The following is a 26,082-nucleotide window of genomic DNA, read 5'->3' on the forward strand; positions in this document are numbered from 1 at the left end:
AGATTTGGCTGTTTCATTATTAAACTGCCTTTCTTAATGCAAGAATGGTCATGTAGTCCGATTTCCCAATGTTGTATTGATGAATAAAAAGGCTGAAATTCAAGATAAATTTGATTCAGCCTCTTTATTATTGTATCGGCGAAGTGATATTGAATAAAAGAGTTTTTTCAATAGATGTGATCATATAAAATCTCTAACGCACGTATGTCTACATGAAGCTACGCATATGTATGTACGGGTTTGTGCGTATGTATGTGAGTGTGAATCATATAAATCCCCCAAATATAAGGACGTTTTTAAAAAAGATCAAGAGCTTTTCAAATAACAACAGGAACTTTTTGGAAAAGATAACGAGCTTTTTTAAAAACGTTTTGATCTTTTTTATCGATATCGGAACTCTGTAAACTGCTATTTCGTGGAAGTACATCTCTTTCATATGCATTTTTGAAATGAAAAAGTCTGAAAGTACCCTGCTTTATATCAAACAGGAATACTTTATAAAAAAGAATATATAGTTGACAGCAAGCGTATTATGCGAAAATCTGCTTTAAAATATAGTGAGGGTATGAGGGCATAAGTGAGAGCAAATATTTTTACTGTAATCATGTAAGCTATTTATAATTAGATTGTTATATGTAAAATGAGAGCATGAGGGCATAAGCATTCCAGAATAATAATGAGTATGATGTTGGTTTGCTGGAATAAAAAATGATACCGACTTATCACAAGCCGGTATCACGAAAAAATAATCACTTTATTATTTTGTAATCATCCAGCTTTGTGCGCTCACAAAGCACGGGGAATAAAAAGTTATTTATATACTAACACTGTAAACAACTACTTTCACAAGCTATTGTTTACTCACCTAATAAAAGGTAGCTTAACAAATATCACTTAATGTTCATTTTTTGTTTGACATTACAAAGGTAACACAAAAATTGAAAATTATACTATATAGTTCTAATAACGGATAATATTGCAGTAATTTAGGCGTTATTTGAGCCATTTATCTAACCAACTAAAGAAAGTGCGTTGCCATAACACCCCATTTTGCGGTTTCAATACCCAATGATTCTCATCCGGATATAATAAAAGTTCGGCCGGAACACCGCGCAATACAGCTGCATTGAACGCCGACATACCTTGTGAAGCAAGAATTCTATAATCCTTTTCACCGTGAATGCAGAGAATGGGAGTGTCCCATTTATCAACGAAACGATGGGGAGAGTTGGCAAAGGTACGTTGTGCCGTTACATTGTTTTTGTCCCAATATGCACCACCCATATCCCAGTTGGCGAACCACATTTCTTCTGTTTCCAGATATTGCTGCTCCATATTGAATATACCATCGTGTGCGATAAATGCTTTAAAACGTTTGTCATGGTGTCCCGCCAGCCAATAGACGGAGAATCCGCCGAAGCTGGCACCTACGCATCCCAAACGATTAGTATCTACATATGGTTCTTTTGAAATATCATCTATGGCTGACAAATAGTCTTTCATGCATTGACCTCCATAGTCACCGCTAATTTGTTCCAACCATTCCATGCCGAATCCAGGTAGACCGCGACGATTCGGAGCGATGATAATATAATCGTTGGCTGCCATAATCTGGAAGTTCCAGCGGTAGCTCCAGAATTGGCTGACGGGACTTTGCGGGCCACCTTCACAGAATAATAAAGTAGGATACTTCTTGTTTGCGTCAAAATTGACGGGATAGATCACCCATGAAAGCATTTGCTTGCCATCAGTAGTTTTGGTCCATCTTTCCTCCACTTTGCCCAAATTCAGCTGTTTAAAGATGTGATCATTCTCGTGTGAGAGTTGCGCCACTTGCCCGTCGGCAGGAGTGAGGGTGTAGATTTCATCGGCGGCACTGATAGAGTGACGTTTGGTAATTATTTTATCGCCCGCCATGGCTACTGATCCGTAGTCATACATGCCATCAGTCAGTTTTTTTATATCACCATTCAGATTGGCACTGTATACCATGCTGGTTCCATGCCATACACCGACAAAGTACAGACTTTGCGAATCATTGTTCCAGCAATAGTCATCTACGCCTGATTCAAAACTTTCGGTAACAAATGTCTTTTGACCGTCATCTAAATTGTAGATGCACAGGCGGTTCCGGTCACTTTCGTAACCATCGCGCTCCATGCTTTGCCATGCAATGTATTTGCCGTTGGGGCTGAATTTAGGATTGGTGTCATATCCTTTCATTTCATCTGTTCCATTTGAATCTTTTCCATTCGGTTTGCACAGGTTCAGTGTTGTGCCTTTTTCTATATTATAAAGGTATATATCCGAGTCGGTAGATACTGCGTATGCCAATCCTTGCTTTTTCCGGCTGGTGTAAGCTATTTGTTTAGAGTCGTTGCTCCAAGCCAGCTGCTCGATACCTCCGAAAGGTTTCATTGGAGCTTCAAACGGCTCACCTTCCATGATATCGGTGGCTGCTCCCATCATGTTACCATCAAAATCAGCGATAAAAGGATGTGGAATACTTTCTACCCATTCATCCCAATGTTTATACATCAGGTCGTTTACAATGATACCGCTGGCTTTGGGCAGGTCAGGGTAGAGGTCTACGGTGCGTTGGCCGTATTTTATTTGTGAGATGAAAAGAATCTTTTTGCCATCCGGTGAAAAAGAGAATCCTTCTATGTTTCCTTTGAAATCGGAAATGATACGGCGTTCCGTACCGTCAGGATTCATCTCCCAAATTTGGCTGCCACCACTTTCATTGCATAAGAATGCGATTTTTGTTCCGCCTTTTATCCATTGAGGCTCGCTTTCATTCCATGCTGTTTGAGTAAGCAGGGTGTTGTTCTTTCCATCGGCATCCATTACGTAAATTACATGATGGCTTTTGTTTTCGGGAACACTATAATAGGCTACGGTGTAGGCTATCTGTTTGCCATCGGGGGAAATACTCAGACTGCCTATGCGTCCCATTGCCCACAGGGCTTCGGGGGTAAGACGACCGTCTTTGATGGTGATTTCTTGCTTGCCTATAATGGGCTCGTAGCCCTGTCCTTCCTGTTTCACTTCGGTACAGGAAGAAGCTAGCATAAGTGCTGCTGCCATGATGGTTGCGCTTGATTTATTCATATCTAAAAATTGTTTTTGATGATTAACTGATTGCAAAAATACGTATAAAAGCCGGTGATGTGAAATGTTCCTGCATATTTGTTTTGTTTCTTTGTGTGTCTGTGGAAGGGTGTCTTTGCAAAGAAGAGCAAATATAGAGGTAACCGGTATATATAAAAAAACAGCAAAGACCGCTGTTTTTTATATATGCCGGTCTTCGCTGTTTTTTTAAGGAAGTGTAAACCCGTTATTTTTTCCCTTTATTCATTCTTTCTTGTTGCAGTCGTTCCTGCTCCTTTTGTAAAGCTTCCAGTTTAGCCATCAGTCCGCCACCCGGTTTGCCGCCATTCTTTTGGCTCTTCTTTTCTTTTCGGGCTTCCAACATGGCAAGGAGTTTCTTTTCATCAGTTGTTTTGCGCAGAATCACCATGGTGAGGATACCAATCAGTCCGGAAATGAAGTAATAGTAGTTCAAGCCGGATGAATAACCGTTGAAGATGAAAATAAACATGACTGGCATGATATACATCATTAGTTTCATACCCGGCATTTGCTGTTGTCCCATATCCTGCTGCTTCATGGTGTACATGGTGTTCAGAATATTGGTGATACTGAACAGCAAACAGAAGAGGCTTAAATGATTGCCCAGCAGAGGAATGTTGGTTCCCCAGTTGATAATATCATCATAAGTGGACAAGTCCGGGGCCCATAAGAAACTTTGTTGGCGCAACTCAATAGCGTTAGGCACGAAGAAGAATAAAGCCATGAATACCGGCATTTGGATCAGCATAGGCAAGCAACCTCCCATAGGGCTTACTCCGTATTTGCTGTAAAGTGCCATCGTTTCCTGTTGCTTTTTCAAAGCATCTTCTTTCTTGGGATATTTTGCGTTGATCTCGTTGATGTAGGGTTTCAGGACGCGCATCTTGGCAGAGGACATATATGATTTGTAGGTAGCCGGATAAACTAACACTTTGACGATAATCGTCATCAGCAGCAATACGACACCCATGCTCAGTCCCCACCCTGAGAGCCAATCAAACAAATTAATAGTGAACCAGCGGTTTACCCAGCGGATAATGGGCCAGCCCAAATAAACCAGGTCTTCCAGTTCCAAATCTTTTTGGGAAAGGCTTAGATCATTGCTGTTCAGCAAAGTCTTGAAATGGTTCGGACCGAAGTAGAACTGCATATCGGTAGGCTGCTTTCCGGTAGGATCAAAGAAAGTTGTCATGTCCGCGGTATAGTTCTTCATATATCCGCTTCCTTCCTGTTGGGGGGTAGAGGTTAGGGAAGCTTTATCAAAATCTTGATCGGCAATAAGTACGCTTGAGAAGAACTGATTCTTGAAAGCAATCCAATCCAAACGGTCGGTAACATCTTCTTTTGCTTCTTTCATTTCGTTCAGATAGTCTGAACTTTTTTCTACCGGCTTGTAGGTGAGCGAAGTATAGCGCTGTTCGAAGCTGAAACCTTTTTCAAGCTGGCGTGCCCGTTGACGCCAGTTTATATTGACTGTGTTCAGGGCAGGAGGGAAGAAATTCTGCATGCCGTTTGCGCGAATAGTGAAATTCACCATGTAAGCATCCGGTAAAAGTTTGTAATCGAAATCTATATAGCCTCCATTGTTTGCTGCCAAACGCATAGTTACAGTGCTGTCTGTTACGTTGGTAGGCTGGAAATACATATCCTCGGTCAAAATATTTTCATTCTTTCCTTCGAAAGCGAAATTCATGCCCGAATCTTTTTCATCAAATAACATCAAAGGCTTGCCGTCCTGTCCGTTATAATCTTTTAATATGGCTGCGCACACCCGTCCACCTTTATTGGTGAAAGTCAGTTTTACTACATTATTTTCCAGTGTCGTTAGCTGTTCCGTACCTTGGTTTGCGCCATAGAACATAGAGGTAGAGTCTAAATGCAATGTTGCATTCTGACTCTGTGCCGTGGCAGCCTGTGCCAGTCGTTCGGCCTCTTTTTGGGCTATCGCCTGAATGGAATCCTGATAATGTTTGGCACGTGCCATTTCTTCCTGGCTAGGACGGTTGTAGATGCTGAAGCCTATCACAACTGCACCAATCAGGGCGAATCCCACTAAAGTGTTTTTGTCCATTTTTACTTGTTTACCTTATTATATTATAATTCTCGTTTCTTATTTGTCTATTGCCGCTTTGATAAATGACAGGAATAAAGGATGTGGTTTCAATACTGTACTGCTGTACTCGGGATGGAACTGTACTCCGATGAACCATTTTAATGTCGGGATTTCAATTATTTCCACTAAATCGGATTCCGGATTGATACCCACGCATTTCATACCCGCCTTTTCGTACTCCTGCTTATAGTCATTATTGAATTCGTAGCGGTGACGGTGGCGTTCCTGTATGTGTTCGCTTTTATAGGCTTCAAAAGTCTTTGAGTGTTGGTCAAGGATACATTCATAGGCTCCCAGGCGCATAGTGCCGCCCATATTGGTGATAGCTTTCTGTTCTTCCATAATGTCTATCACGTTGTGTGGCGTTTTTTCATCCATTTCGCGGCTGTTGGCATCTGTATAACCTAGCACGTTACGGGCAAACTCAATAGCCATGCACTGCATACCTAGACAGATACCAAAAGTCGGCACATTGTGTGTACGTGCATATTTGATAGCAACGAACTTACCTTCTATGCCACGTTGTCCGAATCCCGGGCAGATGATGATACCATCCATATCCTTAATCTGCTCTTCTACATTAGCATCTGTCAGTTTCTCGCTGTTTATGAAGTGGATATCCGCTTTGCGGTCATTGTAAGTGGCGGCTTGTGACAAGGCTTCAAGGATAGATTTATAAGCGTCTTGCAAATCGTATTTACCAACCAATCCAATTTTTACTTTCTCAGTTGCCTTATGACGGCGATCTAGAAAATCTCTCCATGGACCGAGGGTTGGAGTTTCACCCACGGGCAATCCCATCTTTTGGAGAATGGTTACATCCAGTCCCTGCTCTTGCATACGCAAAGGTACTTCATAAATGGTGGGCATATCGATAGACTGCACCACAGCATTTTCATCTACGTTACAGAACAGAGCAACTTTCTTTTTCAAGTTTGTGCTCAATTCGTGCTCGGTACGCAATACCAATACATCTGGTTGAATACCAACAGATTGCAGCTCTTTTACAGAGTGCTGGGTAGGTTTGGTCTTCAATTCGCCTGCTGCTGCCAGATAAGGAACATAAGTAAGGTGTACGCACAACGCATTACGTCCCATTTCCCATTTCAATTGGCGGATACTTTCCAAATAAGGAAGTGATTCAATATCACCTACGGTACCACCGATTTCGGTAATGACAAAATCAAATTTATATTTGCTTCCCAATAATTTTACATTGCGTTTGATCTCATCGGTGATATGGGGGATAACCTGAATAGTCTTTCCCAAATAGTCACCACGGCGTTCTTTGTCAATAACACTTTTGTAAATACGTCCTGTTGTAATGTTATTGGCTTTAGTTGTCTGGATGCCCAAAAAACGTTCGTAATGTCCCAAATCGAGGTCGGCTTCGTGTCCGTCTACCGTTACATAACATTCACCATGTTCATAAGGATTCAAAGTTCCCGGATCAATATTGATATACGGATCGAACTTCTGAATTGTTACATTATAGCCTCTGGCTTGCAGTAATTTACCTATTGATGATGAAATAATACCTTTACCTAATGAGGAGGCAACACCACCAGTTACGAAGATATACTTAGTTTCTCCCACGACTTAATATTTTTAAATGTTATTTTCTTAATTATCAAAATCGCAATATTTATCAAAGTTGCAAAATTACAAAATCTTTTTCAATATTGTCGGATATGCTTTAAAAAATCATTTGATGAAACTGAATTTATCATTCGTTACTATATAAAGGAAACAGTTTTTGGGGAAAAGGAAAATTAAGTGTACTTTTGCACAAAACTAAAATTAGTATGAGAAAAAGTATATGTTTGGCTATAATACTTGCTGTATTCTGTATGGAAGAAGTGCCGGCACAGAAAATAGCCAAGACGAAAGAAAATCCGGCTGTGAAAGCCTATTCTGATTCATTGTCTGCATTAAGCGCATCTTATTTTGCTTATTTCAGGCTGTGGGATGATTTGAATATTCCGGCGCCCCGGCGGGTACGTCCTAATCCGGCTTTTTATAAGTTGTTTGTTCCGCCCACTTATTATGAAGCTCCTATAAAAGAAATTTTTGAAATAAAATGGAGTCCGGATACGAAAATAATGACAGCTGTCGATTCGCTATATATGGGAAAGCGTGACTCTGCATCTGCAGCTATATATCAACTGCCCGATTTGGAAACCTTGGCCGCTGCCGACCGTTGGTCGAATAATATATTAAGGAATTATTATTTGCAATATCCGGGCAGATTGGTGAATAACGAACTTTATTTGGCTGATTTGAAACCACTGGAAAATAATCAGATAGTAAAAAGACCAAGGAAAGAGAGAATCAAAAGTTTCCTTCAACCGGAAACACCGGTGGAAAGCTTGACTACGGATAATGAATTGTTGGTGGTACGCCCTAACTTTTGGACGCATAAGGGGAATGGGTATGTTCAGTTCACACAACATTATATTTCAGATAACTGGTATAAAGGTGGTGAAAGTACTAATGCGCTGTTGTCCGGCTTAGTGCTGGAAGCTAATTTTGATGACCGCCAGCGTATAGAGTTTGAAAATAAGCTGGAAATAAAATTGGGTTTTGTTACAGCACCGTCAGATACAGTGCATAAGTATAAGACGAATGCCGACTTGCTTCGTTTAAGCAGTAAACTGGGTGTAAAAGCCTTCAAAAACTGGTATTATACTTTGGCGGGCGAGTTCAAGACTCAGTTCTTTGGAAATTATAAGACGAATACGAATGATATGATTTCTAATTTTCTGTCTCCCGCCCAATTGGATATAACCCTCGGTATGGACTTTAAGCAGAATAAGAAGAATTATTCATTGTCTTTGTTGGGATCTCCACTGGCGTATACTTTTATGTATATCAGCAATGATAAGATAACTGATCCGGGTGCTTTTAATGTGGATCCGGGGCATAAAACAGCGAATCTCTTCGGTTCGAAATTTACAGGTAATCTGACTTGGACAATTATCCCCAGTATTGTGTGGGAGTCTAAATTGGAGTACTTTACAACTTATGACACCGTAATTGCCAGTTGGGAAAATACATTTAATTTTGTGTTGAACCGTTATTTGTCTACTAAGTTGTTTGTTCATGCGCGTTATGATGACGGTGTGATACTGACAGAAGATAACAAGAGTTATTTCCAGTTGCAGGAATTGCTTAGTTTTGGTTTGAATTATACTTGGTAAGAAAGGAGAGTGTAAGCGATATCGATGGAGAACCAATAAAAACACGGATGCCGTAGAATTTGATATTCTGCGGCATCCGTGTTTTTATTGGTTCTCCATTTTAGTTATGTTCACCCAGCAATGTTTGTACAATTCTTTCTGCAGCGTGTCCATCCCAACGTTCCGGCAAATGTCCCTTCTGCCATTCTCCTTTATTCAGAATGTCAAGGGCGTCTGCCAGGATTTCAGGGTTTTCCCCCACCAGCCGGTTTGTGCCGATTGTCACTGTTTCGGGATGTTCTGCATACGTGCTTAATGTCATGCAGGGGATTCCTAAAAAAGTAGCTTCTTCCGCTACATTGCCCGAATCTGTAATGATACCCCAGGCATGGTTCACTAAATATCCGAATGACAAATAAGGTTGCGGTGGTAATATATATAACCTTTCGGAAGTAATTCCTAAAGCAGACAGCTTGTTTTTTACATATGTATGGAGCGGCGCCACGATCGGCTTGTCTGTTTTTTCCAGTATAGTGCGGAAGATGGCTTTCAGTGTTGTGTCCTTGTTTAGCAATGAATGTTTGTTCAATGTTAGCAAGAGGTATTCTTTTTCTTTCAGTCCCATAATGGAGAACGCTACCGGGCGCTGTAAACGGGTACGGTTATAACGCAGCGTATCAATCAGGATGTTTCCTACAAAATGTACATGTGCCTGTTCGGTTCCTGTTTGATTCAGATTGCGGTTGGCTACCATTCCGGCCGTGAACAGATAATCGGACAAGCCATCTGTTATCATGCTGTTCACTTCCTTTGGCATATCCATATCGAAAGAGCGGGTTCCGGCCACTAGATGAGCGACTTTTATCCCTTTCTTTTTAGCTACGATAGAGCACGCCATAGTAGGAGTCAGGTCATCCACTACAAGTACTACCTGTGCAGGATGCTGTTCCAGTTCGCGGGCGAAAGCTACCAATATACCTGCCATTCGCTGGAAAAAATCTGTATTATCTACATGCAGATATACATCGGGACGCGGCATATCCAGGTCTGTAAACAGAGAAGGTTCCAAACTTTTATCTTCGTCCGAACCTGTGTAGACCAGACGGGCAGTGATATTTTTTCCTGCTGCCTTTGCAGCCTTGATAGCACGCATTAATGGGGCAATTTTCATGAAATTGGGACGTGCACCTGCGATAATTGTTACTTTCATCTTATTTTAAGCTATTTTCTGAACACAAAAATATATTTTCTTATCGAATTTATTCGTTACTTTGCAGACAAATAACAACCATTATGCTAACATTTGTTCAAGTTTTAGATTTTATAGGCACGTTTGCCTTTGCCATCAGTGGTATCAGATTGGCGTCTGCCAAACAGTTTGACTGGTTTGGTGCATATGTAGTGGGTTTGGCAACGGCTATCGGAGGAGGTACTATCCGTGATGTGCTTCTAGATGTGACTCCGGGTTGGATGACCGACCCTATATATTTAATATGTACAGGACTTGCATTGTTTTGGGTAATTGCTTTCGGCAAGTATCTGATTCATATGCATAACACTTTTTTCCTGTTCGACAGCATCGGTCTGGCACTATTTACAGTAGTGGGAGTAGGCAAAAGTATTGCTCTCGGATATCCTTTTTGGGTAGCTATAATCATGGGTAGTATCACTGGGGCCGCAGGTGGTGTACTCCGCGATGTTTTTATTAATGAAATTCCGCTTATTTTTCGTAAAGAAATTTATGCAATGGCCTGTGTGGTGGGGGGATTGGCCTATTGGATATGTGATCTGTTTGGTCTGGAAGCCTTTATTTGCCAGATAATAGGAGGTAGTACTGTGTTTTTGGCGCGTATTTTAGCTGTTAAATATAGTATCTGTTTACCAATTTTAAAGGGGGAACAACGCTAAATAGCACCTGAAAACTATCAAAATAGGGGGTAAAAACTGATAAATGACGGTTTTTACCCCCTATTTTGATAGTTTTTTCTTTGACACCTATTTAAAATGCGCTATCCTTGCATTACCGAGAGCATGGAAAAAGAATATGAACCTAAACTGAAAGACTTATGAATAGCGTTAGTTTTAAAAAGAACCTGCTGGGTGTGCAAGAAGAATTACTTCGGTTTGCATACAAACTCACAGCCGACCGTGAGGAGGCTAATGACCTGCTACAAGAAACTTCATTGAAAGCGCTGGATAATGAAGACAAGTATATCCCCGATACAAACTTTAAGGGATGGATGTATACCATTATGCGTAACATCTTTATAAACAATTATAGGAAAATAGTGCGTGACCAGACATTTGTGGACCATACAGACAATCTCTACCATTTAAGTATGCCTCAGGATTCCGGCTTTGATAGTACCGAGGGAGCTTATGACATGAAAGAAATACATCGTATAGTCGGTTTGCTTCCTAAAGAATACCGTATTCCATTCGCTATGCATGTGTCGGGATTTAAATATCGTGAGATTGCCGAAAAGCTGGGATTGCCGTTGGGTACTGTAAAAAGCAGAATTTTTTTTACCAGACAACGCTTGCAGGGACAGCTCCGTGATTTTGTATAATCCAAGGGGGAAAATTATCAAAAAGGTAGAGTGAAATTCTTTTGCTCTGCCTTTTTGTTTTTATTGGTTTACAATATGATATTAAACATGTTTTTGGAAGCTAAAAAACAGCTTCGAATATTAACTTTATTTTTATTCATTTGTTATATTTGCAAAAGGACAAGACACCTTTAAATCAAGTAATAATTATGAAAAAAGAAATCAAATTCAGTTTGGTCTACCGCGATATGTGGCAGTCATCAGGGAAGTACCAGCCCAGAGCTGATCAGTTAGCCAAAATTGCTCCTCTAATCGTTGAAATGGGGTGTTTTGCCCGAGTCGAAACTAATGGAGGTGCTTTTGAACAAGTGAACTTGCTGTATGGTGAGAATCCTAACAAGGCAGTGCGTACATTTACCAAGCCTTTACGTGAGGCGGGTATTCAGACGCATATGTTGGACCGTGGTTTAAATGCATTGCGAATGTATCCTGTCCCAGCTGATGTACGTCGGTTGATGTATAGGGTAAAACATGCGCAAGGAGTGGATATTACTCGTATTTTTTGTGGTTTGAATGAAGTTCGTAATATTATTCCTTCCATAAAATATGCTAAAGAAGCGGGGATGATTCCTCAAGCCACTCTTTGCATCACTTATTCTCCTGTACATACGGTGGATTATTATTCTTATATTGCCGACCAGTTAATAGAAGCGGGGGCACCCGAAATCTGTTTGAAAGATATGGCAGGTATCGGCCGTCCTGAAATGTTGGGGCAGTTGGTGAGAAATATCAAAGATAAACATCCTGAAGTCATTGTACAATATCATGGACATTCCGGTCCTGGGTTATCTATGGCATCTATTTTGGAAGTTTGTGAGAATGGTGCGGATATCATTGATGTCGCTATGGAGCCGTTGTCATGGGGAAAAGTGCATCCTGACGTAATTTCTGTACAGGCTATGTTGAAAAATGCAGGTTTTCAGGTACCTGAAATCAATATGAAGGCTTATATGAAAGCGCGTAGCATGACGCAGGAATTTATTGATGATTTTTTGGGATATTTTATTGATCCTACCAACAAACATATGTCTTCCTTGCTGCTGGGATGTGGACTTCCCGGTGGCATGATGGGTTCAATGATGGCCGATCTGAAAGGGGTGCATTCGGGCATCAATCTGATTCTGAAAGGACAGGGAAAGGAACCTATGAGTTTGGATGATTTGGTAGTGATGCTGTTTGAAGAAGTGGAATACGTATGGCCGAAATTGGGATATCCACCTTTAGTAACACCGTTTAGCCAATATGTGAAGAATGTGGCTTTGATGAATGTTATGCAATTGGTGAAGGGAGAGGAGAGATGGACGATGATTGATAACCATACATGGGATATGATTTTGGGAAAAAGTGGAAAATTGCCGGGTGCGTTGGCTCCTGAAATAATCGAACTGGCGAAAAGTAAAGGCTACGAATTCACTGATGAAGATCCTCAGGTGAACTATCCTGATGAACTGGACAAGTACCGTAAGGAGATGGATGATAATGGATGGGAATATGGTGAGGATGAGGAAGAGTTGTTTGAACTGGCTATGCATGACCGGCAATACCGTGATTATAAATCGGGTGTAGCCAAGAAACGTTTTATGGATGATTTACAACGTGCTCAGGATGCGGCTATGGTAAAAAGTGGCTTCGATGAGGAAACGATCCGAAAATATAAGCGTGCTAAGGCAGATCCTATTATTGCACCGGATAAGGGGCAGATTTTATGGGAAGTTTCCGTGGAAGGTCCTTCTATGGCACCGTTTGTCGGACGGAAATACCAGCATGATGAAGTGTTCTGTTATATTTCCACTCCGTGGGGAGAGTATGAAAAGATTTTTGCTAATTTTACAGGACGTATTGTAGAAGTTTGCGCCCAACAAGGAGCTGTAGTTAATAAAGGTGATGTTATAGCTTATTTGGAAAGAACAGAGTTTACTGCATGATTTAAAGGTGCTATATAGCTTTTTTTATCCGCTATGGCAAGTGTTGAATTTGTCATGGCGGATGTTTTTATCTTTTCATTCTTTTAAAATTTGCATTCATTCAGTTATGTGTTATCTTTGTTGCCATGCAGAAAAAACAGGTAGATAAGAAAAAATATATGAGAAAGCTGTATCCGTGGTTGCTGGGAATGATTTTAGGAATAATGCCTTGTATCGTTTCAGCATCAGAAAATGACAGTATAAAAGTCGAGAGTCTGCTTCAAAAAGCTGCCCGGTTGCCGGCCGATAGTTGTAGGATATTGTTTTTTGCCCAAAATCTATTAGGGGTTCCATACGTAGCGAATACATTGGATGGGACAGATGAAGAGAGATTAGTTGTTCATTTGGATAAGGTGGATTGTACCACATTAGTTGAAACAGTACTTGCATTGAGTCTCGCTGACAAGTATGGGAAAAGTGACTTTGAAAGTTACAAAAAAGCGTTGCTGTGTATCCGCTATCGGAATGGAAAACAAGCCGGTTATGTCTCGCGTTTACATTACTTCAGTGATTGGATTAAGGATAACGAACAGAAAGGAATTGTACATGAACGTACAGGGGAATTAGGGCTTGCTGTATCACAAATCTTGAATTTGGATTTTATGTCCACACACTCTGACAATTATCACCGGTTGAAAAATAATCCTTCCATGATATCCCAGATGATTGAAATAGAGAGAAAATGGAAAAATGTTCCTGTTTCTTATATTCCTAAAACAAGTCTGAACGTTTCTTCTGAGGAGTTGGACATAAAGAATGGGGATATCATAGCGATTACTACCAATATAAAAGGGCTGGATGTGGTGCATACAGGATTTGCCTGTTGGGTGGATGGTAAATTGCATTTGCTTCATGCTTCATCGGTCATGAAGAAAGTTATTCTAGATTCTCAGACTCTCTTTGAATACTCTAAAAATAAGAAAGCCCACACGGGGGTGCGGGTTATTTCTTTTTCTTCTTTGAAACCGTAGAGGACGTATCTTGTTTGGGCGGAAATGTAGGGACGCATTTCATAAGATAAAGTATCTTCTTTTGTCTTTTAAGCATGTAGTTGCCAGGTCTGCTTGAATTGAATTTGCGAGGATTGGGAAGGCTGGCTGCAATTAGTGCGCATTCTTCCGGTGTCAGTTTGCTGGCATTCTTGTGAAAGTGTTCACGAGCTACTGCTTCGGCACCATAGATACCATTTCCCATTTCTATAGAGTTCAGATAGACTTCCATAATCCGTTCCTTGTTCCAAAATAGTTCTATCAAGGTGGTGAAATACACTTCAAGTCCTTTCCTGATCCAAGAAGAAGCAGGCCACAAGAAAATGTTTTTGGCTGTCTGTTGGCTGATAGTACTGGCACCTCGAGGGCGTTTTCGGTTCTTGTTTTCTTTTAAGGCTTTCTCTATTTCTTTGAAGTCAAAACCATTATGCTCGGCAAAGCGATTGTCTTCAGAGGCAATAACAGCCATAGACAGATGAGGGGATATGTTTTCTTTAGGTAGCCAAGAGTGTTTCCACTTTATATCTTCTCCATGAATGATTTGCTGGGTAGTACGGATAAACATCAACGGGGTAAAGTAAACCGGAATAAATCGTAAAACGATAACTGCGAGAATGGAAGAACCAAAGAAAAAAAGCAGCAGATTGCGGATGAATTTTAAAATCTTTTTTTTCATGCTTGTGTATTAAAACCAATTTCGGGCAGAAATAACCTGTCCGAAATTGGTTTATTTTATATGTTATTCCAATGTTGTGACCGTTGGTTCGGGCGTATTGGATACGCTCTACAATAACGTCATTGATATCATTTCAGTGTTCCTGCTTCCGCTTGCTGAATCATCTGTTGGCTGGCATACATATATACTTCTACACGACGGTTCTGCTGGCGTCCCTCGGCTGTGTCATTATTACCTATCGGATCTGCTTGACCCAAGCCTTCTACGGACTTGATCTGGGAATTACTTACACCGCAACCCAACAGATAACTAGCCACACTTTGAGCGCGTTCTTGTGACAGATTGAGGTTTTTTTGGATACTTTGTTCAGCTGTACTGTTTCTCCAGCCCTGGTTGTCTGTATATCCATAAATGGATACATCCATATCTCTGTTCTGGTTCAATACGTTGTTTGCAAACTTGCTCAAGGCTGATTTCGCTTGTGCACTCAAGGCTGCATTTCCTGTATTGAAGAGAATACCGGAATCAAAAGTAACTTTTACAGCCTGAAGGCCATTGTTATCTGTTACTTGTTCTACCTGTGCTCCTTGGATTTGAGCAGCTTCTTCTGCTGCTTTATCCATTTTTTTCCCAATTAACACACCGGCACCTGTACCTACTGCCGCACCTACTGCCGCACCAATAGCCGCACCTTTACCATGTCCGGCTATTCCGCCGATAATTGCTCCCAATGCTGCACCGCCGCCGCCGCCGATCAGACCGCCTTTAGCGGTATTATTCATGTTACCACATCCACTGAATACTAATGTAGCACTCAGTAATAAAGCCATAATTTTAGTCTTTTTCATAATCATGTTCATTTTAATATATTAATGACTTAATGCAAAAATTGTTCATTAAACGGCCTGATAATTTAAAGCTTTCTTCTTGATAAGCATAAACCAGATCAGACAAATAATTCCTTTCATAGTGCTAGTGATGCTTATGCTCCACCAAATACCCGGCAAACCCCAGCCCCATGATACAAACAACAGTGCCATCGGGATGCGCAGATAGTTACAGGTGACGCTGATTACGGCAGGAGGCATGGTGCGCCCCATTCCATAAAATACGCCCTGTATGGTAATTTCCAGCATCATAAATAGTTGCGAGTATCCGTCAATACGTAGAAAGACACCACCGGTTTCGTAAGCTGCTTTTTCAGGAACAAAGATAGAAAATATTTCGTTTCCATAACATATAAAAAGGAATGTGCAGAAAGATCCGAATATAAATGTCATCCATAAAGTGGTGCGATAGGCTTTCAGCACACGGGAGATTTGCCGCGCTGCATAATTCTGAGCTACAAAGGCACTGAGAGCTGTAGAAAAGCCTTGGGAGGTGTTCCAGGTGATAGCTTCGATTTGTCCTCCGGTGGTGAGTGCCATCAGCCCTAAATGACCACCTTGTTCTGTGGCGGTTCTTCCGAGAAACATATTGACGAAAGCGAATAATGTATTGAGTGCCGCTACCGGTAATCCTATTTTCAAAATGTGACGTGTATATTGTTTTTTCAGTTTAGTAAATAACCGAAAATCATCCCATAATATTTTCTTTTGTTTCAATTGATAGATAAACAGTATGCATACCGTAGCTTCGGCCAGCCAAGTGGCAATTGCTGCTCCCGTAGTTCCCCAGCTTAAACCAAAGATAAAGATAGGATCCAGTATTATATTTGTAATCAGTCCGATACCGTTAATGGAAAAAGGTATTTTGCTTCGTCCGGCGGCATTGAATATCCCTGTAAAGGCAGCTGATAAAAAGACGAATGGAAAGGCGGTTGCTATAATCCGTAGATATTCCACAGCCATCTTGGCTATATGAGGTTCTAGTTCATAGATACTGATAATAGGGGTGGCAAAGATAAATAACAATGCTCCCCAGCTCAATGATATAAGTAAGGACAAGGTAAGATTATGTGATGCGAACGCACGGGCAGCTTGCTCGTTTTGTGCCCCGATGGCTTGTCCTACGCTGACTTCCGAACCTACTTTGTTCAGAAGAGAGATAGATGTGGACATCCATGTAAGAATTCCTACCGAACCTACGGCGGCTATTGCCTCACTTCCTATTCTTCCTACCCAAGCCATGTCGGTCAGACTATATGCCATTTGTATGAATGAAGTAGCCATAATGGGCATTGCCAAAGTAAACAATTGCTTTAGGATAGGGCCTTGAGTCAGATTCTTAGTTCCTTTCATTCGTCATTAACGGATAAATTGTCTGCAAAGGTAGAAATTTATACTGATTTCTGTGGGGAATGCTGATAAAAATACTTTTCTATTACTCTTTTTAAATGGTCTGGATGTTTTATAAAAAACTTTGAAGTTCTTGAAGAAGGATAAAGCTTTTTCAAAAACTCCAAAGTCTTTTATGAGTATATTGATAGAAGTCGTTGATTAGTAAGCGAAAATAGGATATTTCTTCATTGTTTCGTTTACGCGTGCACGAACTTGTGCGATTACTTCTTCATTGTCTACGTTTGAAAGAACTGTCTCAATCATTTCGGCGATTTCCAACATCAAGTCTTCTTTTGCTCCGCGAGTTGTGATAGCGGGAGTTCCCAAACGGATACCTGAAGTTTGGAAAGCAGAACGGCTGTCAAATGGGACCATGTTCTTGTTTACAGTGATATCAGCAGCAACCAATGCTTTTTCTGCTACTTTGCCTGTCAGATCAGGGTATTTGGTACGCAGGTCTACCAGCATGGAGTGGTTGTCTGTACCACCGGAAACGATCGTAAAGCCACGGTCAATCAAAGCCTGTGCCAATACGGCTGCATTCTTTTTTACTTGTGTTTGATATTCTTTGTATTCCGGCTGTAAACATTCACCGAATGCAACAGCTTTGGCTGCGATGACATGTTCCAACGGGCCACCTTGTATACCAGGGAATACAGCAGAATCCAAAAGTTGTGACATCATCTTGATTTCACCTTTTGGAGTTTTCTTGCCCCATGGGTTAGGGAAGTCTTTACCCATCATGATGACACCGCCACGAGGGCCACGAAGGGTTTTATGGGTTGTTGAAGTGACGATATGAGCATATTTAACCGGGTTGTCCAACAGTCCGGCAGCAATCAGTCCGGCAGGGTGGGCCATATCGATCATCAGGATGGCTCCCACTTTATCTGCGATTTCACGCATACGTTTGTAGTCCCACTCGCGAGAATATGCAGAACCGCCACCGATAATCATTTTGGGTTTTTCACGTAATGCGATTTCTTCCATCTGATCGTAATCTACACGACCTGTTTCTTTGTTCAGGTTGTATTCACACGGAGTATAAATAATTCCGGATGTGTTAACCAATGAACCATGTGACAAGTGACCACCATGGGCCAAATTTAATCCCATAAATTTATCACCCGGATTCAAAACGGCCAGAAATACAGCAGCATTAGCCTGTGCTCCGGAGTGAGGTTGTACATTAGCCCATTCTGCTCCAAATATTTGTTTCAGTCTGTCGATAGCGATTTGTTCGCTCTGGTCTACCACTTCGCAACCGCCATAGTAGCGCTTGCCGGGATACCCTTCAGCATACTTGTTGGTAAGGCAAGAACCCATGGCTTGCATTACTTGGTCACTAACAAAGTTTTCGGATGCGATCAGCTCGATACCTTTGAGCTGGCGTTGATGCTCTTTTTCGATAATGTCGAAAATCAAATCGTCTCTTTTCATTTCTTTTTATAATAAGTTTATGTGCGATATTCGATTCTGAGTTCACAAAGTTAAGTAATTTTAGAATATAAGGAAATTATTTAGAGGAAAATATTTGGTGAGGTTACGGAAAAAAGATATATGACTTTCTTTTTGTCGTGTAGTAAGGTCTGAAGCTGCTGAAAGAGTTGAAGATAAGGGCGTTTTGAGGAAAGAAAAGGATATAAATGTGGCATTATGATATCTACTTAGAGAAAGCTTCCTACTTTAGAAAATAACTCCTAGCGAGAAACTTAGTACATTGCGGTGCCGGTTAATGAAGATACCTTTTTCTTGGGATATTATTCCATTTGTGTCTTTTTCATAAATGATTGATTTGGAGATATTGGTGAATCCGATTTCATACCGGAAATCAAAGAATATATTAGCAATATTTACTCCTAATCCGATAACAGAACTTATATTAATGGGGTGTAATTCTTCTTTTATACCAGAATATCCAAATCCTTCAAACTCTTCGGAAGTCTTATGTTTCCATACATATTCCAGTTTGGGACCGATAAAAAGTGCCATGCCGTAAGGCCTGCTTTTTACAAAACTATAACCATATAATATAGGTAGCTCCAAAGAGTGAATCGTGCTGTTCAGTTTAGCAAGCTCGGGAAGGGTGTTTTCTTTATTTTGATTTTTATTGAAAGCTATTTCACCTTTATAAATATTATACATAATTTCGGGTTGGATGAAATGCCTTTTCATATGCACCCGAAAAAACATGGCGGCAAAATAGCCTACTTTATAATTATTTTGTACATCTTCCATTCGTTCTCCATCTAGTTCTAACCGACTGGTAAAATACATGGAAGAGTTGAAACCTCCTTTTATTCCCACATTGATCTTAGGTTCCTCTTTCAGACCATTCTTTATTCCTTGTGCTGTAACGAACAGGGCAGGAAGTAATAAAGCGATTAATAAAAGGAGTTTCTTCATGAGATATTTTTAGGATTTTTCCTTGGTCTGTGATCTGTTCTTTTCTACAGACCAGCCAAACTTCCCGATTTTCGGTCCTAGTTCAAAATATCCGCCATGAACATAGACTAACGGGTTAGCTTCGGATAATTCGAATTTTCCTGTTTCCGCATTCAGGTATTTATCGTCGGCTTTTACATTTACCACATCGGCTATGAACATATCATGAGATCCTAGTGAGATGATTTCCTTTACTCTGCATTCTATACAGAGCGGGGATTCTTCGATGATGGGAGCACTGACTATTTTTGCTTTTCCCGGGGTCAGCTTCATTTCTTCAAATTTATTATAATCTTTGCCCGAACGCACTCCGCACCAGTCGGTAGCGAATGCCATGCTTTTGGTAGTAAGGTTGATGACGAATTCCATATTCCGTTTTAGAATGGGGTAGGAATGGCGTTCCGGACGCACGGATATATAACACATGGCGGGGTTGGTACAAATAGTACCTGCCCATGCCACTGTGATAATGTTATATTCTTCTTCCGTACTTCCGCAACTTACCAGTAGGGCCGGAAGAGGGTAAATCATAGTTCCCGGTTTCCAGTCTTGTTTCATATTCATTACAGTAGTTTGATACCTTCTTTACTTTGTTCCTTTTCGCAGTAATGACATTTCAAGATTCCATGTTCTTTGTCAATTACATGAAACAGGGTGGTCATTGGCTCATTGTTGGTGATACATTTGGGATTGGCGCATTTTACGATGCCACGTAATTCCTCAGGCATCAGGACTTGTTTCTTCTCTACCACCTCATAGTCACGGATAATGTTCAGTTTGACATTCGGGGCTACTACGGAAAGGCGGCTTATTTCCTCATCAGTAAAAAAGCGGTCGGCCACTTTTATAATTCCTTTTTTGCCTAATTTTTTGCTCTCGAAGTTGTTTCCGATGGTTATGTTAGAGTCAGAATCCTGCAAGCCCAATAGGGCGACTACAGTAAACAATTTATCGGAAGGTATATGGTCTATAACAGTGCCGTTTTTCAAAGCGGCTACCTGCAATGCTTGTTTATTATCGCTCATCTTCATTTTTGTTTTTACTTTTTTGCATCTTCTATAACATCATTCAAGGTTATGCCCAATACATCACAAAGGATGGCCTGGCGCGCATAAAGTCCGTTTTGTGCCTGCTGGAAATAGTAAGCTTTCGGATTCTCATCCACATCGTAAGCTATTTCGTTGACGCGGGGCAGAGGGTGCAGGATACGCAGATTGGGGCGGGTATGCTCCAGCATCTTATTCCTTAATATATATACATCTTTCACACGTTCATATTCCATCAGGTCGGTGAAACGTTCGCGTTGTACACGGGTCATGTAAAGAATGTCGGCGTCAGCAATGGTTTCTTCGTTAAAGTCTGTGTACTCTTTGTATTTAATATGGTGCTCCTTGCAGTAGATTTTATATTCTTCAGGCATTTTCAACTCTTCCGGAGCGATGAAATGGAAAGTGGGGTTGAAATGACGCATAGCCATCAGCAAAGAATGAACAGTTCGTCCGTATTTCAAGTCGCCTACTAGATAGATGTTTAAATTTTCAAGCGTTCCCTGTGTTTTGTATATGGAGTAGAGGTCTAGCATGGTTTGTGACGGATGTTGGTTGGCTCCGTCTCCGGCATTGACAATGGGCACCGGGGCGACTTCGCTGGCATATCTTGCGGCACCTTCCAGAAAATGGCGCATTACGATGATGTCGGCGTAATTGCTTACCATCATGATGGTATCTTTCAATGTTTCTCCTTTTGAAGAACTGGTTACTTTGGGATCGGTAAATCCGATAACGCGGGCTCCCAGTCTGTTTGCTGCGGTTTCAAAACTGAGTCGTGTACGGGTGGAGGGCTCAAAGAAAAGGGTGGCAACAACTTTGCCGTCCAAGATTTTACGGTTAGGCTTCTTTTCAAACTCTTTTGCCATCTCCAAAAGGTAGAGGATTTTCTCTTTCGAGTGTTCGGCAATAGTAACTAAACTTCTATTTTCCATATTGGCTTGTATTTATAATTACAATTTATACGGAGTGTAAAGGTATGAAAAAAAAATAAATGAGCGAAGAATTAAAAGATATTTCGTTGAACTTTGTTAGAAACACATTCTATCTCAAAGTTTTTCCTTACTTTTGTACCGTTAATTACTAGAAAATGTCATGAGGAAGAAATTTATATACGTGCTTTGGGCTCTTGTAGTCGGCGTACTGTTAGTTATAGCGCTTATATTCACCGCAATAGCGAAAGGATGGATTGGATATGTACCGCCTATTGAGGAATTGGAAAATCCGAATTTAAAGTTTGCAACCGAGATTATATCCGATGACGGCAAGATGCTGGGTACTTGGTCACTTAGTAAGGAGAATCGTGTTTTTGTAGGTTATGAGCAGCTTTCATCGAATCTGATTCGTGCGCTGATTGCTACCGAAGATGAACGTTTTGCAGAACATTCCGGCATTGATGCCCGTGCGTTTGTCCGTGCTTTGGTGAAACGGGGAGTGATGATGCAGAAGAATGCCGGTGGGGGTAGTACCATAACCCAGCAGTTGGCAAAACAATTCTATTCACCTACGGCAGATAATGTGATGGAACGTCTGTTGCAGAAGCCCATTGAATGGGTAATAGCTGTTCAGTTGGAACGCTATTATACAAAGGAAGAGATTCTGACTATGTATCTTAATAAGTTCGATTTCTTGAATAATGCAGTAGGTATCAAAACAGCTGCCAATACTTACTTCTCGAAAGAACCGAAAGATTTGAGCATTGAGGAAGCGGCTACTTTGGTTGGTATGTGTAAGAATCCGTCTCTTTATAATCCGAAACGTTTTAATGAACGTTCACGTGGACGGCGTAATGTGGTGCTTGGCCAGATGCGGAAGGCGGGATACCTGACTGATGCGGAAACTGATTCATTAAAGGCGTTGCCTCTCGTCTTAAAATATCGTCGTGTGGATCATAAAGAAGGTTTGGCAACTTACTTCCGTGAATATCTGCGTGGAGTAATGACAGCCAAGGAGCCGAAGAAAAGTGATTATCGCGGATGGCAGATGCAGAAATATTATGAAGATTCATTGGCATGGAAAACGAATCCGCTTTTCGGGTGGTGTGCTAAAAACAAGAAGAAAGACGGTACCAACTACAATATTTATACAGACGGTCTTAAGATCTATACCACTATTGATTCACGCATGCAGAAATATGCGGAAGAGGCTGTTTATGAACATGTGGCGCAATACTTGCAACCTCGTTTCTTCAAGGAAAAACGGAAAAAGAAAACAGCTCCGTTTACTAATCAGTTGACAGAGGAGGAGGTGAATACCATCATGACCAGGGCTATGAAACAGACTGATCGTTATCGTATTATGAAAGAAGCCGGATGCTCGGAAGCGGAAATAAAGAAAGCGTTTAATACTAAATACGAAATGTCTGTATTTTCTTACGAGGGAGAGAAGGATACCATTATGACTCCGATGGATTCTTTGAAATATTATAAATTCTTCCTTAGGGCGGGATTTATGTCTATGGATCCCTTGACAGGTCATGTGAAGGCGTATGTGGGTGGTCCTAACTATAATTATTTCCAATATGATATGGCGATGGTGGGGCGTCGCCAAGTAGGTTCTACTATTAAACCTTACGTGTATACTTTGGCTATGGAGAACGGTTTCTCTCCCTGTGATCAGGTGCGTCACGTAGAGCAGACATTGATAGATGAGAACGGGCGTCCATGGTCACCACGTAATGCCAGCAAAAAGCGTTATGGAGAAATGGTAACTATCAAATGGGGATTGGCTAATTCGGATAATTGGGTAACGGCTTATTTGATGGGGAAACTTAATCCTTATCAGTTGGTTCGTCTGATTCATTCATTCGGTGTGCAGAACAAACAGATAGACCCCGTAGTATCACTCTGTCTGGGACCTTGTGAAATTTCTGTAGGGGAGATGGTCAGCGCTTATTCAGCATTCGCAAACCGAGGTATCCGTACAGCACCAGTATTTGTAACCCGTATTGAGGATAATGAAGGTAATGTATTAGCGAATTTCACTCCGCAAATGGATGAGGTGATTAGTGAGACCAGTGCTTACAAAATGCTGGTTATGTTGCGTGCGGTCGTTAATGAGGGTACCGGTGGACGTGTACGCCGTCTGTATGGCATTACTGCTGATATGGGGGGGAAGACAGGTACAACCAACCGTAACTCTGACGGTTGGTTTATGGGATTCACTCCCTCATTGGTGTCCGGTGTATGGGTAGGCGGTGAAGAACGTGATATTCATTTTGATACGATGGTAGACGGGCAGGGGGCTGCTATGGCGCTTCCTATTTGGGGACTTTATATGCAGAAAGTCTATAAAGACAAGAGCTTGGGATATTCTCAGGATGAGAAATTCAATATTCCTGATGACTTTGACCCTTGCAAAGATACCTTAATAGATGAAACTTCGGTAGAAGAAACCGGAGGTTTGGATAATATATTTGAATAATTGAAAGATTTATCAATAAAAAAGTCTGTTTGCAAGGAAAAGCAAACAGACTTTTTTTATTGATATACCTTTTATAAAAGGTGCTTTCTCTACTTGGTGTTGTGGAAAATAATTTATGTAAAAATAGTGAAAACCCTTGCTGTTTCGTAAGAAAATACTATATTTACAAAAAGAAAATCTTTACCTTATGAAGATAGGAGGTAATTATGGATAGAGATGTAACTCTGTATCAGATAACTAATGTTATGGCCGAGAGAGTTTTCCAAAAAATAGATAACTTCAATAAAGGCCGTAGAGAAGATGCGGGATATTATGCAATCAGTGTTTCTACCCCTTACCGATCATATTATGCATTATGGCGTATATTTCCGGACAATATTTATTCCCCTTTGTTTATTCAATCGCTGGCTGTCACTTTTAATGATGCGGCAGAACGTGCTTTTCAGTATTTGCAGAACTGTAACGTCCTGCTGAAAGTAAAAGACAATACTTTTTTTGAACCTTATTATGGAATATCCGAGGATATAGTCGCATTTGGAAAATATCGTGGAAAAAGATTAGCGGAGGTTTATTACATTGATCCTAACTATGTACTTTGGCTGGCACACAAATTTGAGGCCCGAAATCCTAGGGATAAGAAGCTGGCAATGTTAGCGAAGGCTTTTGCTACTGTGCATTATGAAACGGTTATCAGAAAACATCATTTGCCGGCTGGCAGTCGTTTTATCGGTCAGCCGGGAGAAAAACTATCCGACTTGCGTTTAGAAGTCTTAGGGATAAGGTTACAACTGGACATATACAAAACAACCGGATATTATGTGGACCAGAGTGTGCTTGCCGCTGATGCTGATGGCAACCGTTATACTTTTATTATAAAGGCGGCGGCTTCCAGTATGTCACCGGATATGTTGAGCTGTTATACAAAAAAAATCAATGTCCATGAAAGTTTGTATTTAAAATCGGCTAAAGTTCTTTCTCATTATGAGAACAAAGGAATAAAATATACTCGCATAGGATATTTGAAGTTCAAATAGAGACCGGGCGAGGTGGGAAAAGTACTTGTCTTCATTCATGAAGATAAGGGCAGGTGGCAAGATATTATATGTTTTTATTCTATTAAGTTGGGAAAAACTTTTAGTGTTCTGAATTTTCTTGGTGACATGCCAGTTATTCGTTTAAAGAAACGGGTGAATGAGGACGGAGTAGAAAAATTCAGTTTATAGCAAATCTCCTGAATGGTAAGGTTGGAAGAAATCAGTAGGGCTTTTGCTTCAATAATTACATAATTGTCAATCCAGTTTCCTGCCAGTTCTCCGCTAACATCCCGGATTATGGAAGATAAATACTTAGGGGTTAGACAAAGTTTCTCAGCATAAAAAGAAATGTCTCTTTCTTTATAATGATGGGTTTCTACCAGTTTTAAAAACTGTTTGAATATGTCTTCTTTATGCGGCAGTTTTTTCTTTTTTATTTCCAGATGCTTTAGTAGGAGCTGGCATACTTCGTAGAAAGTAGCTTGTATCAGATATTGTATGGTAAAATCACGAAACAGATTATTTTCTTCACTGATTTTTTTGTAAAGCAATACATGATATGTTTTCAATAAATCTGTTTCCGCGATATTCAAATTGACACATGGATGATTTTTTAGAGGAATTAAAAGAGACATCATTTTATAAAAATTATCTCGGGTATCAAAATATTTATTAGATATCATGATGAGATGTGCTTTGTAATCCTCGCTTATTTCATTATATTTAATTATTTGATTAGGCACCATCATTAGTAATGTATTCTCTTTAGTAGAATAGTTGATGGAGTCTATTTCTATTTCAGAAGTTCCGGAAAGGCACAGTATAAATGAAGTATAGGTTGTTTTATATGAATTGTTGTGAAAGAAAGGATGGGCAAGAGTCTTGCGGGTAAGATCTTTTCCCGTATTATTATAAATAATGAAATCATCGGAAAAATAATCTGCGTTAATGAAAAAGCCGGTATTCCAGATGTCTATGTCGGTATGTCCTTTTATCATTCTTGATGTTATTTAAAGTAAAAGAATAAATTTAATTGGAATGAAACAACACCATTCGACTATTTGCTAATAATAAGCGACATTCAGAAAATTATTAGTTCTGTGTTATGGTTGTAAAAGGAGGTGTGTCGTAATGCACGATGCACCTCTTTTTTTGTTCATCACTATACAAATCTGTTCACTTTCTTTAAG

20 protein-coding genes are annotated in these 26,082 nt (G+C 40.5%); 7 read left to right on the forward strand and 13 right to left on the reverse strand.

The genetic code is table 11. From position 1 onward, the window contains the following. Positions 1-993: 993 nt before the first annotated feature. The 3 genes from AB5062_RS18225 to AB5062_RS18235 all read right to left on the reverse strand — a co-directional run bounded on the left by AB5062_RS18225 (position 994) and on the right by AB5062_RS18235 (position 6,844). Positions 994-3,114: a S9 family peptidase gene (locus AB5062_RS18225; RefSeq protein WP_005852570.1), complete on the reverse strand. Its 2,121-nt coding sequence runs from the start codon at positions 3,112-3,114 to the stop codon at positions 994-996. Between the two features lie 226 nt (positions 3,115-3,340). Beyond that, on the reverse strand, positions 3,341-5,206 hold the full coding sequence (gene yidC, locus AB5062_RS18230; protein WP_005840021.1) for a membrane protein insertase YidC: 1,866 nt from the start codon (positions 5,204-5,206) through the stop codon (positions 3,341-3,343). Between the two features lie 39 nt (positions 5,207-5,245). After that, positions 5,246-6,844 carry a CTP synthase gene (locus tag AB5062_RS18235; protein WP_005840023.1) on the reverse strand — a complete coding sequence of 533 codons (1,599 nt, stop codon included), beginning with the start codon at positions 6,842-6,844 and terminating at the stop codon, positions 5,246-5,248. Between the two features lie 209 nt (positions 6,845-7,053). On the opposite strand from AB5062_RS18235, the gene AB5062_RS18240 reads away from it, so the two are divergent. Next, positions 7,054-8,448 carry a DUF3078 domain-containing protein gene (locus AB5062_RS18240; protein WP_057099197.1) on the forward strand — a complete coding sequence of 465 codons (1,395 nt, stop codon included), beginning with the start codon at positions 7,054-7,056 and terminating at the stop codon, positions 8,446-8,448. Between the two features lie 100 nt (positions 8,449-8,548). Here AB5062_RS18240 and AB5062_RS18245 read toward each other — a convergent pair whose 3' ends face one another. After that, on the reverse strand, positions 8,549-9,637 hold the full coding sequence (locus AB5062_RS18245; RefSeq protein ID WP_057099196.1) for a UDP-N-acetyl glucosamine 2-epimerase: 1,089 nt from the start codon (positions 9,635-9,637) through the stop codon (positions 8,549-8,551). Between the two features lie 83 nt (positions 9,638-9,720). Between AB5062_RS18245 and AB5062_RS18250 the strand changes: the two genes are divergently transcribed. From AB5062_RS18250 to AB5062_RS18265, 4 genes are all read left to right on the forward strand, one after another. Then, positions 9,721-10,335 carry a trimeric intracellular cation channel family protein gene (locus AB5062_RS18250; RefSeq protein ID WP_005841975.1) on the forward strand — a complete coding sequence of 205 codons (615 nt, stop codon included), beginning with the start codon at positions 9,721-9,723 and terminating at the stop codon, positions 10,333-10,335. Positions 10,336-10,493: 158 nt separating this feature from the next. After that, positions 10,494-10,997, forward strand: coding sequence for an RNA polymerase sigma factor (locus AB5062_RS18255; RefSeq protein ID WP_005841977.1), 504 nt, complete (start codon positions 10,494-10,496; stop codon positions 10,995-10,997). A gap of 188 nt (positions 10,998-11,185) precedes the next feature. Further along, positions 11,186-12,961, forward strand: a complete 1,776-nt coding sequence (locus tag AB5062_RS18260; RefSeq protein WP_008668959.1) for a biotin/lipoyl-binding protein — start codon at positions 11,186-11,188, stop codon at positions 12,959-12,961. Between the two features lie 158 nt (positions 12,962-13,119). Further along, entirely contained in the window at positions 13,120-13,971 is an 852-nt protein-coding gene (locus AB5062_RS18265; protein ID WP_005852560.1) for an N-acetylmuramoyl-L-alanine amidase-like domain-containing protein, read from the forward strand. On the opposite strand, the gene mtgA is transcribed toward AB5062_RS18265, so the two are convergent. From mtgA to pyrB, 8 genes are all read right to left on the reverse strand, one after another. Then, the gene (gene mtgA / locus AB5062_RS18270; RefSeq protein ID WP_005841984.1) at positions 13,943-14,665 is read right to left on the reverse strand and encodes a monofunctional biosynthetic peptidoglycan transglycosylase; all 723 of its coding nucleotides are present in this window, start codon (positions 14,663-14,665) and stop codon (positions 13,943-13,945) included. The genes AB5062_RS18265 and mtgA overlap by 29 nt on opposite strands. A 128-nt stretch (positions 14,666-14,793) precedes the next feature. Continuing rightward, entirely contained in the window at positions 14,794-15,513 is a 720-nt protein-coding gene (locus AB5062_RS18275) for an OmpA family protein (protein WP_005852557.1), read from the reverse strand. Positions 15,514-15,561: 48 nt separating this feature from the next. After that, the gene (locus AB5062_RS18280; RefSeq protein ID WP_005841989.1) at positions 15,562-16,905 is read right to left on the reverse strand and encodes an MATE family efflux transporter; all 1,344 of its coding nucleotides are present in this window, start codon (positions 16,903-16,905) and stop codon (positions 15,562-15,564) included. Positions 16,906-17,103: 198 nt separating this feature from the next. After that, complete coding sequence (gene glyA / locus AB5062_RS18285; RefSeq protein WP_005841993.1) at positions 17,104-18,384, reverse strand: serine hydroxymethyltransferase; 1,281 nt, start codon at positions 18,382-18,384, stop codon at positions 17,104-17,106. 246 nt (positions 18,385-18,630) lie between these two features. Continuing rightward, complete coding sequence (locus AB5062_RS18290) at positions 18,631-19,350, reverse strand: porin family protein (protein ID WP_057250663.1); 720 nt, start codon at positions 19,348-19,350, stop codon at positions 18,631-18,633. A 9-nt stretch (positions 19,351-19,359) separates the two neighbouring features. After that, positions 19,360-19,947, reverse strand: a complete 588-nt coding sequence (locus AB5062_RS18295; protein ID WP_005852554.1) for a flavin reductase family protein — start codon at positions 19,945-19,947, stop codon at positions 19,360-19,362. A gap of 5 nt (positions 19,948-19,952) precedes the next feature. Further along, on the reverse strand, positions 19,953-20,420 hold the full coding sequence (pyrI, locus tag AB5062_RS18300) for an aspartate carbamoyltransferase regulatory subunit (protein WP_005841999.1): 468 nt from the start codon (positions 20,418-20,420) through the stop codon (positions 19,953-19,955). An 8-nt stretch (positions 20,421-20,428) separates the two neighbouring features. After that, entirely contained in the window at positions 20,429-21,370 is a 942-nt protein-coding gene (pyrB, locus tag AB5062_RS18305; RefSeq protein WP_005842002.1) for an aspartate carbamoyltransferase, read from the reverse strand. Between the two features lie 160 nt (positions 21,371-21,530). On the opposite strand from pyrB, the gene AB5062_RS18310 reads away from it, so the two are divergent. After that, on the forward strand, positions 21,531-23,858 hold the full coding sequence (locus AB5062_RS18310; protein ID WP_115648710.1) for a transglycosylase domain-containing protein: 2,328 nt from the start codon (positions 21,531-21,533) through the stop codon (positions 23,856-23,858). Between the two features lie 206 nt (positions 23,859-24,064). Next, positions 24,065-24,892, forward strand: a complete 828-nt coding sequence (locus tag AB5062_RS18315; RefSeq protein WP_005852550.1) for a hypothetical protein — start codon at positions 24,065-24,067, stop codon at positions 24,890-24,892. 74 nt (positions 24,893-24,966) lie between these two features. On the opposite strand, the gene AB5062_RS18320 is transcribed toward AB5062_RS18315, so the two are convergent. Continuing rightward, positions 24,967-25,890 carry an AraC family transcriptional regulator gene (locus tag AB5062_RS18320; RefSeq protein ID WP_005852548.1) on the reverse strand — a complete coding sequence of 308 codons (924 nt, stop codon included), beginning with the start codon at positions 25,888-25,890 and terminating at the stop codon, positions 24,967-24,969. Positions 25,891-26,082: the final 192 nt, after the last annotated feature.

The organism is Phocaeicola sp. RTP21359st1_B8_RTP21360_211022 (assembly GCF_040911965.1).
Classification (GTDB): Bacteria; Bacteroidota; Bacteroidia; order Bacteroidales; family Bacteroidaceae; genus Phocaeicola; species Phocaeicola vulgatus.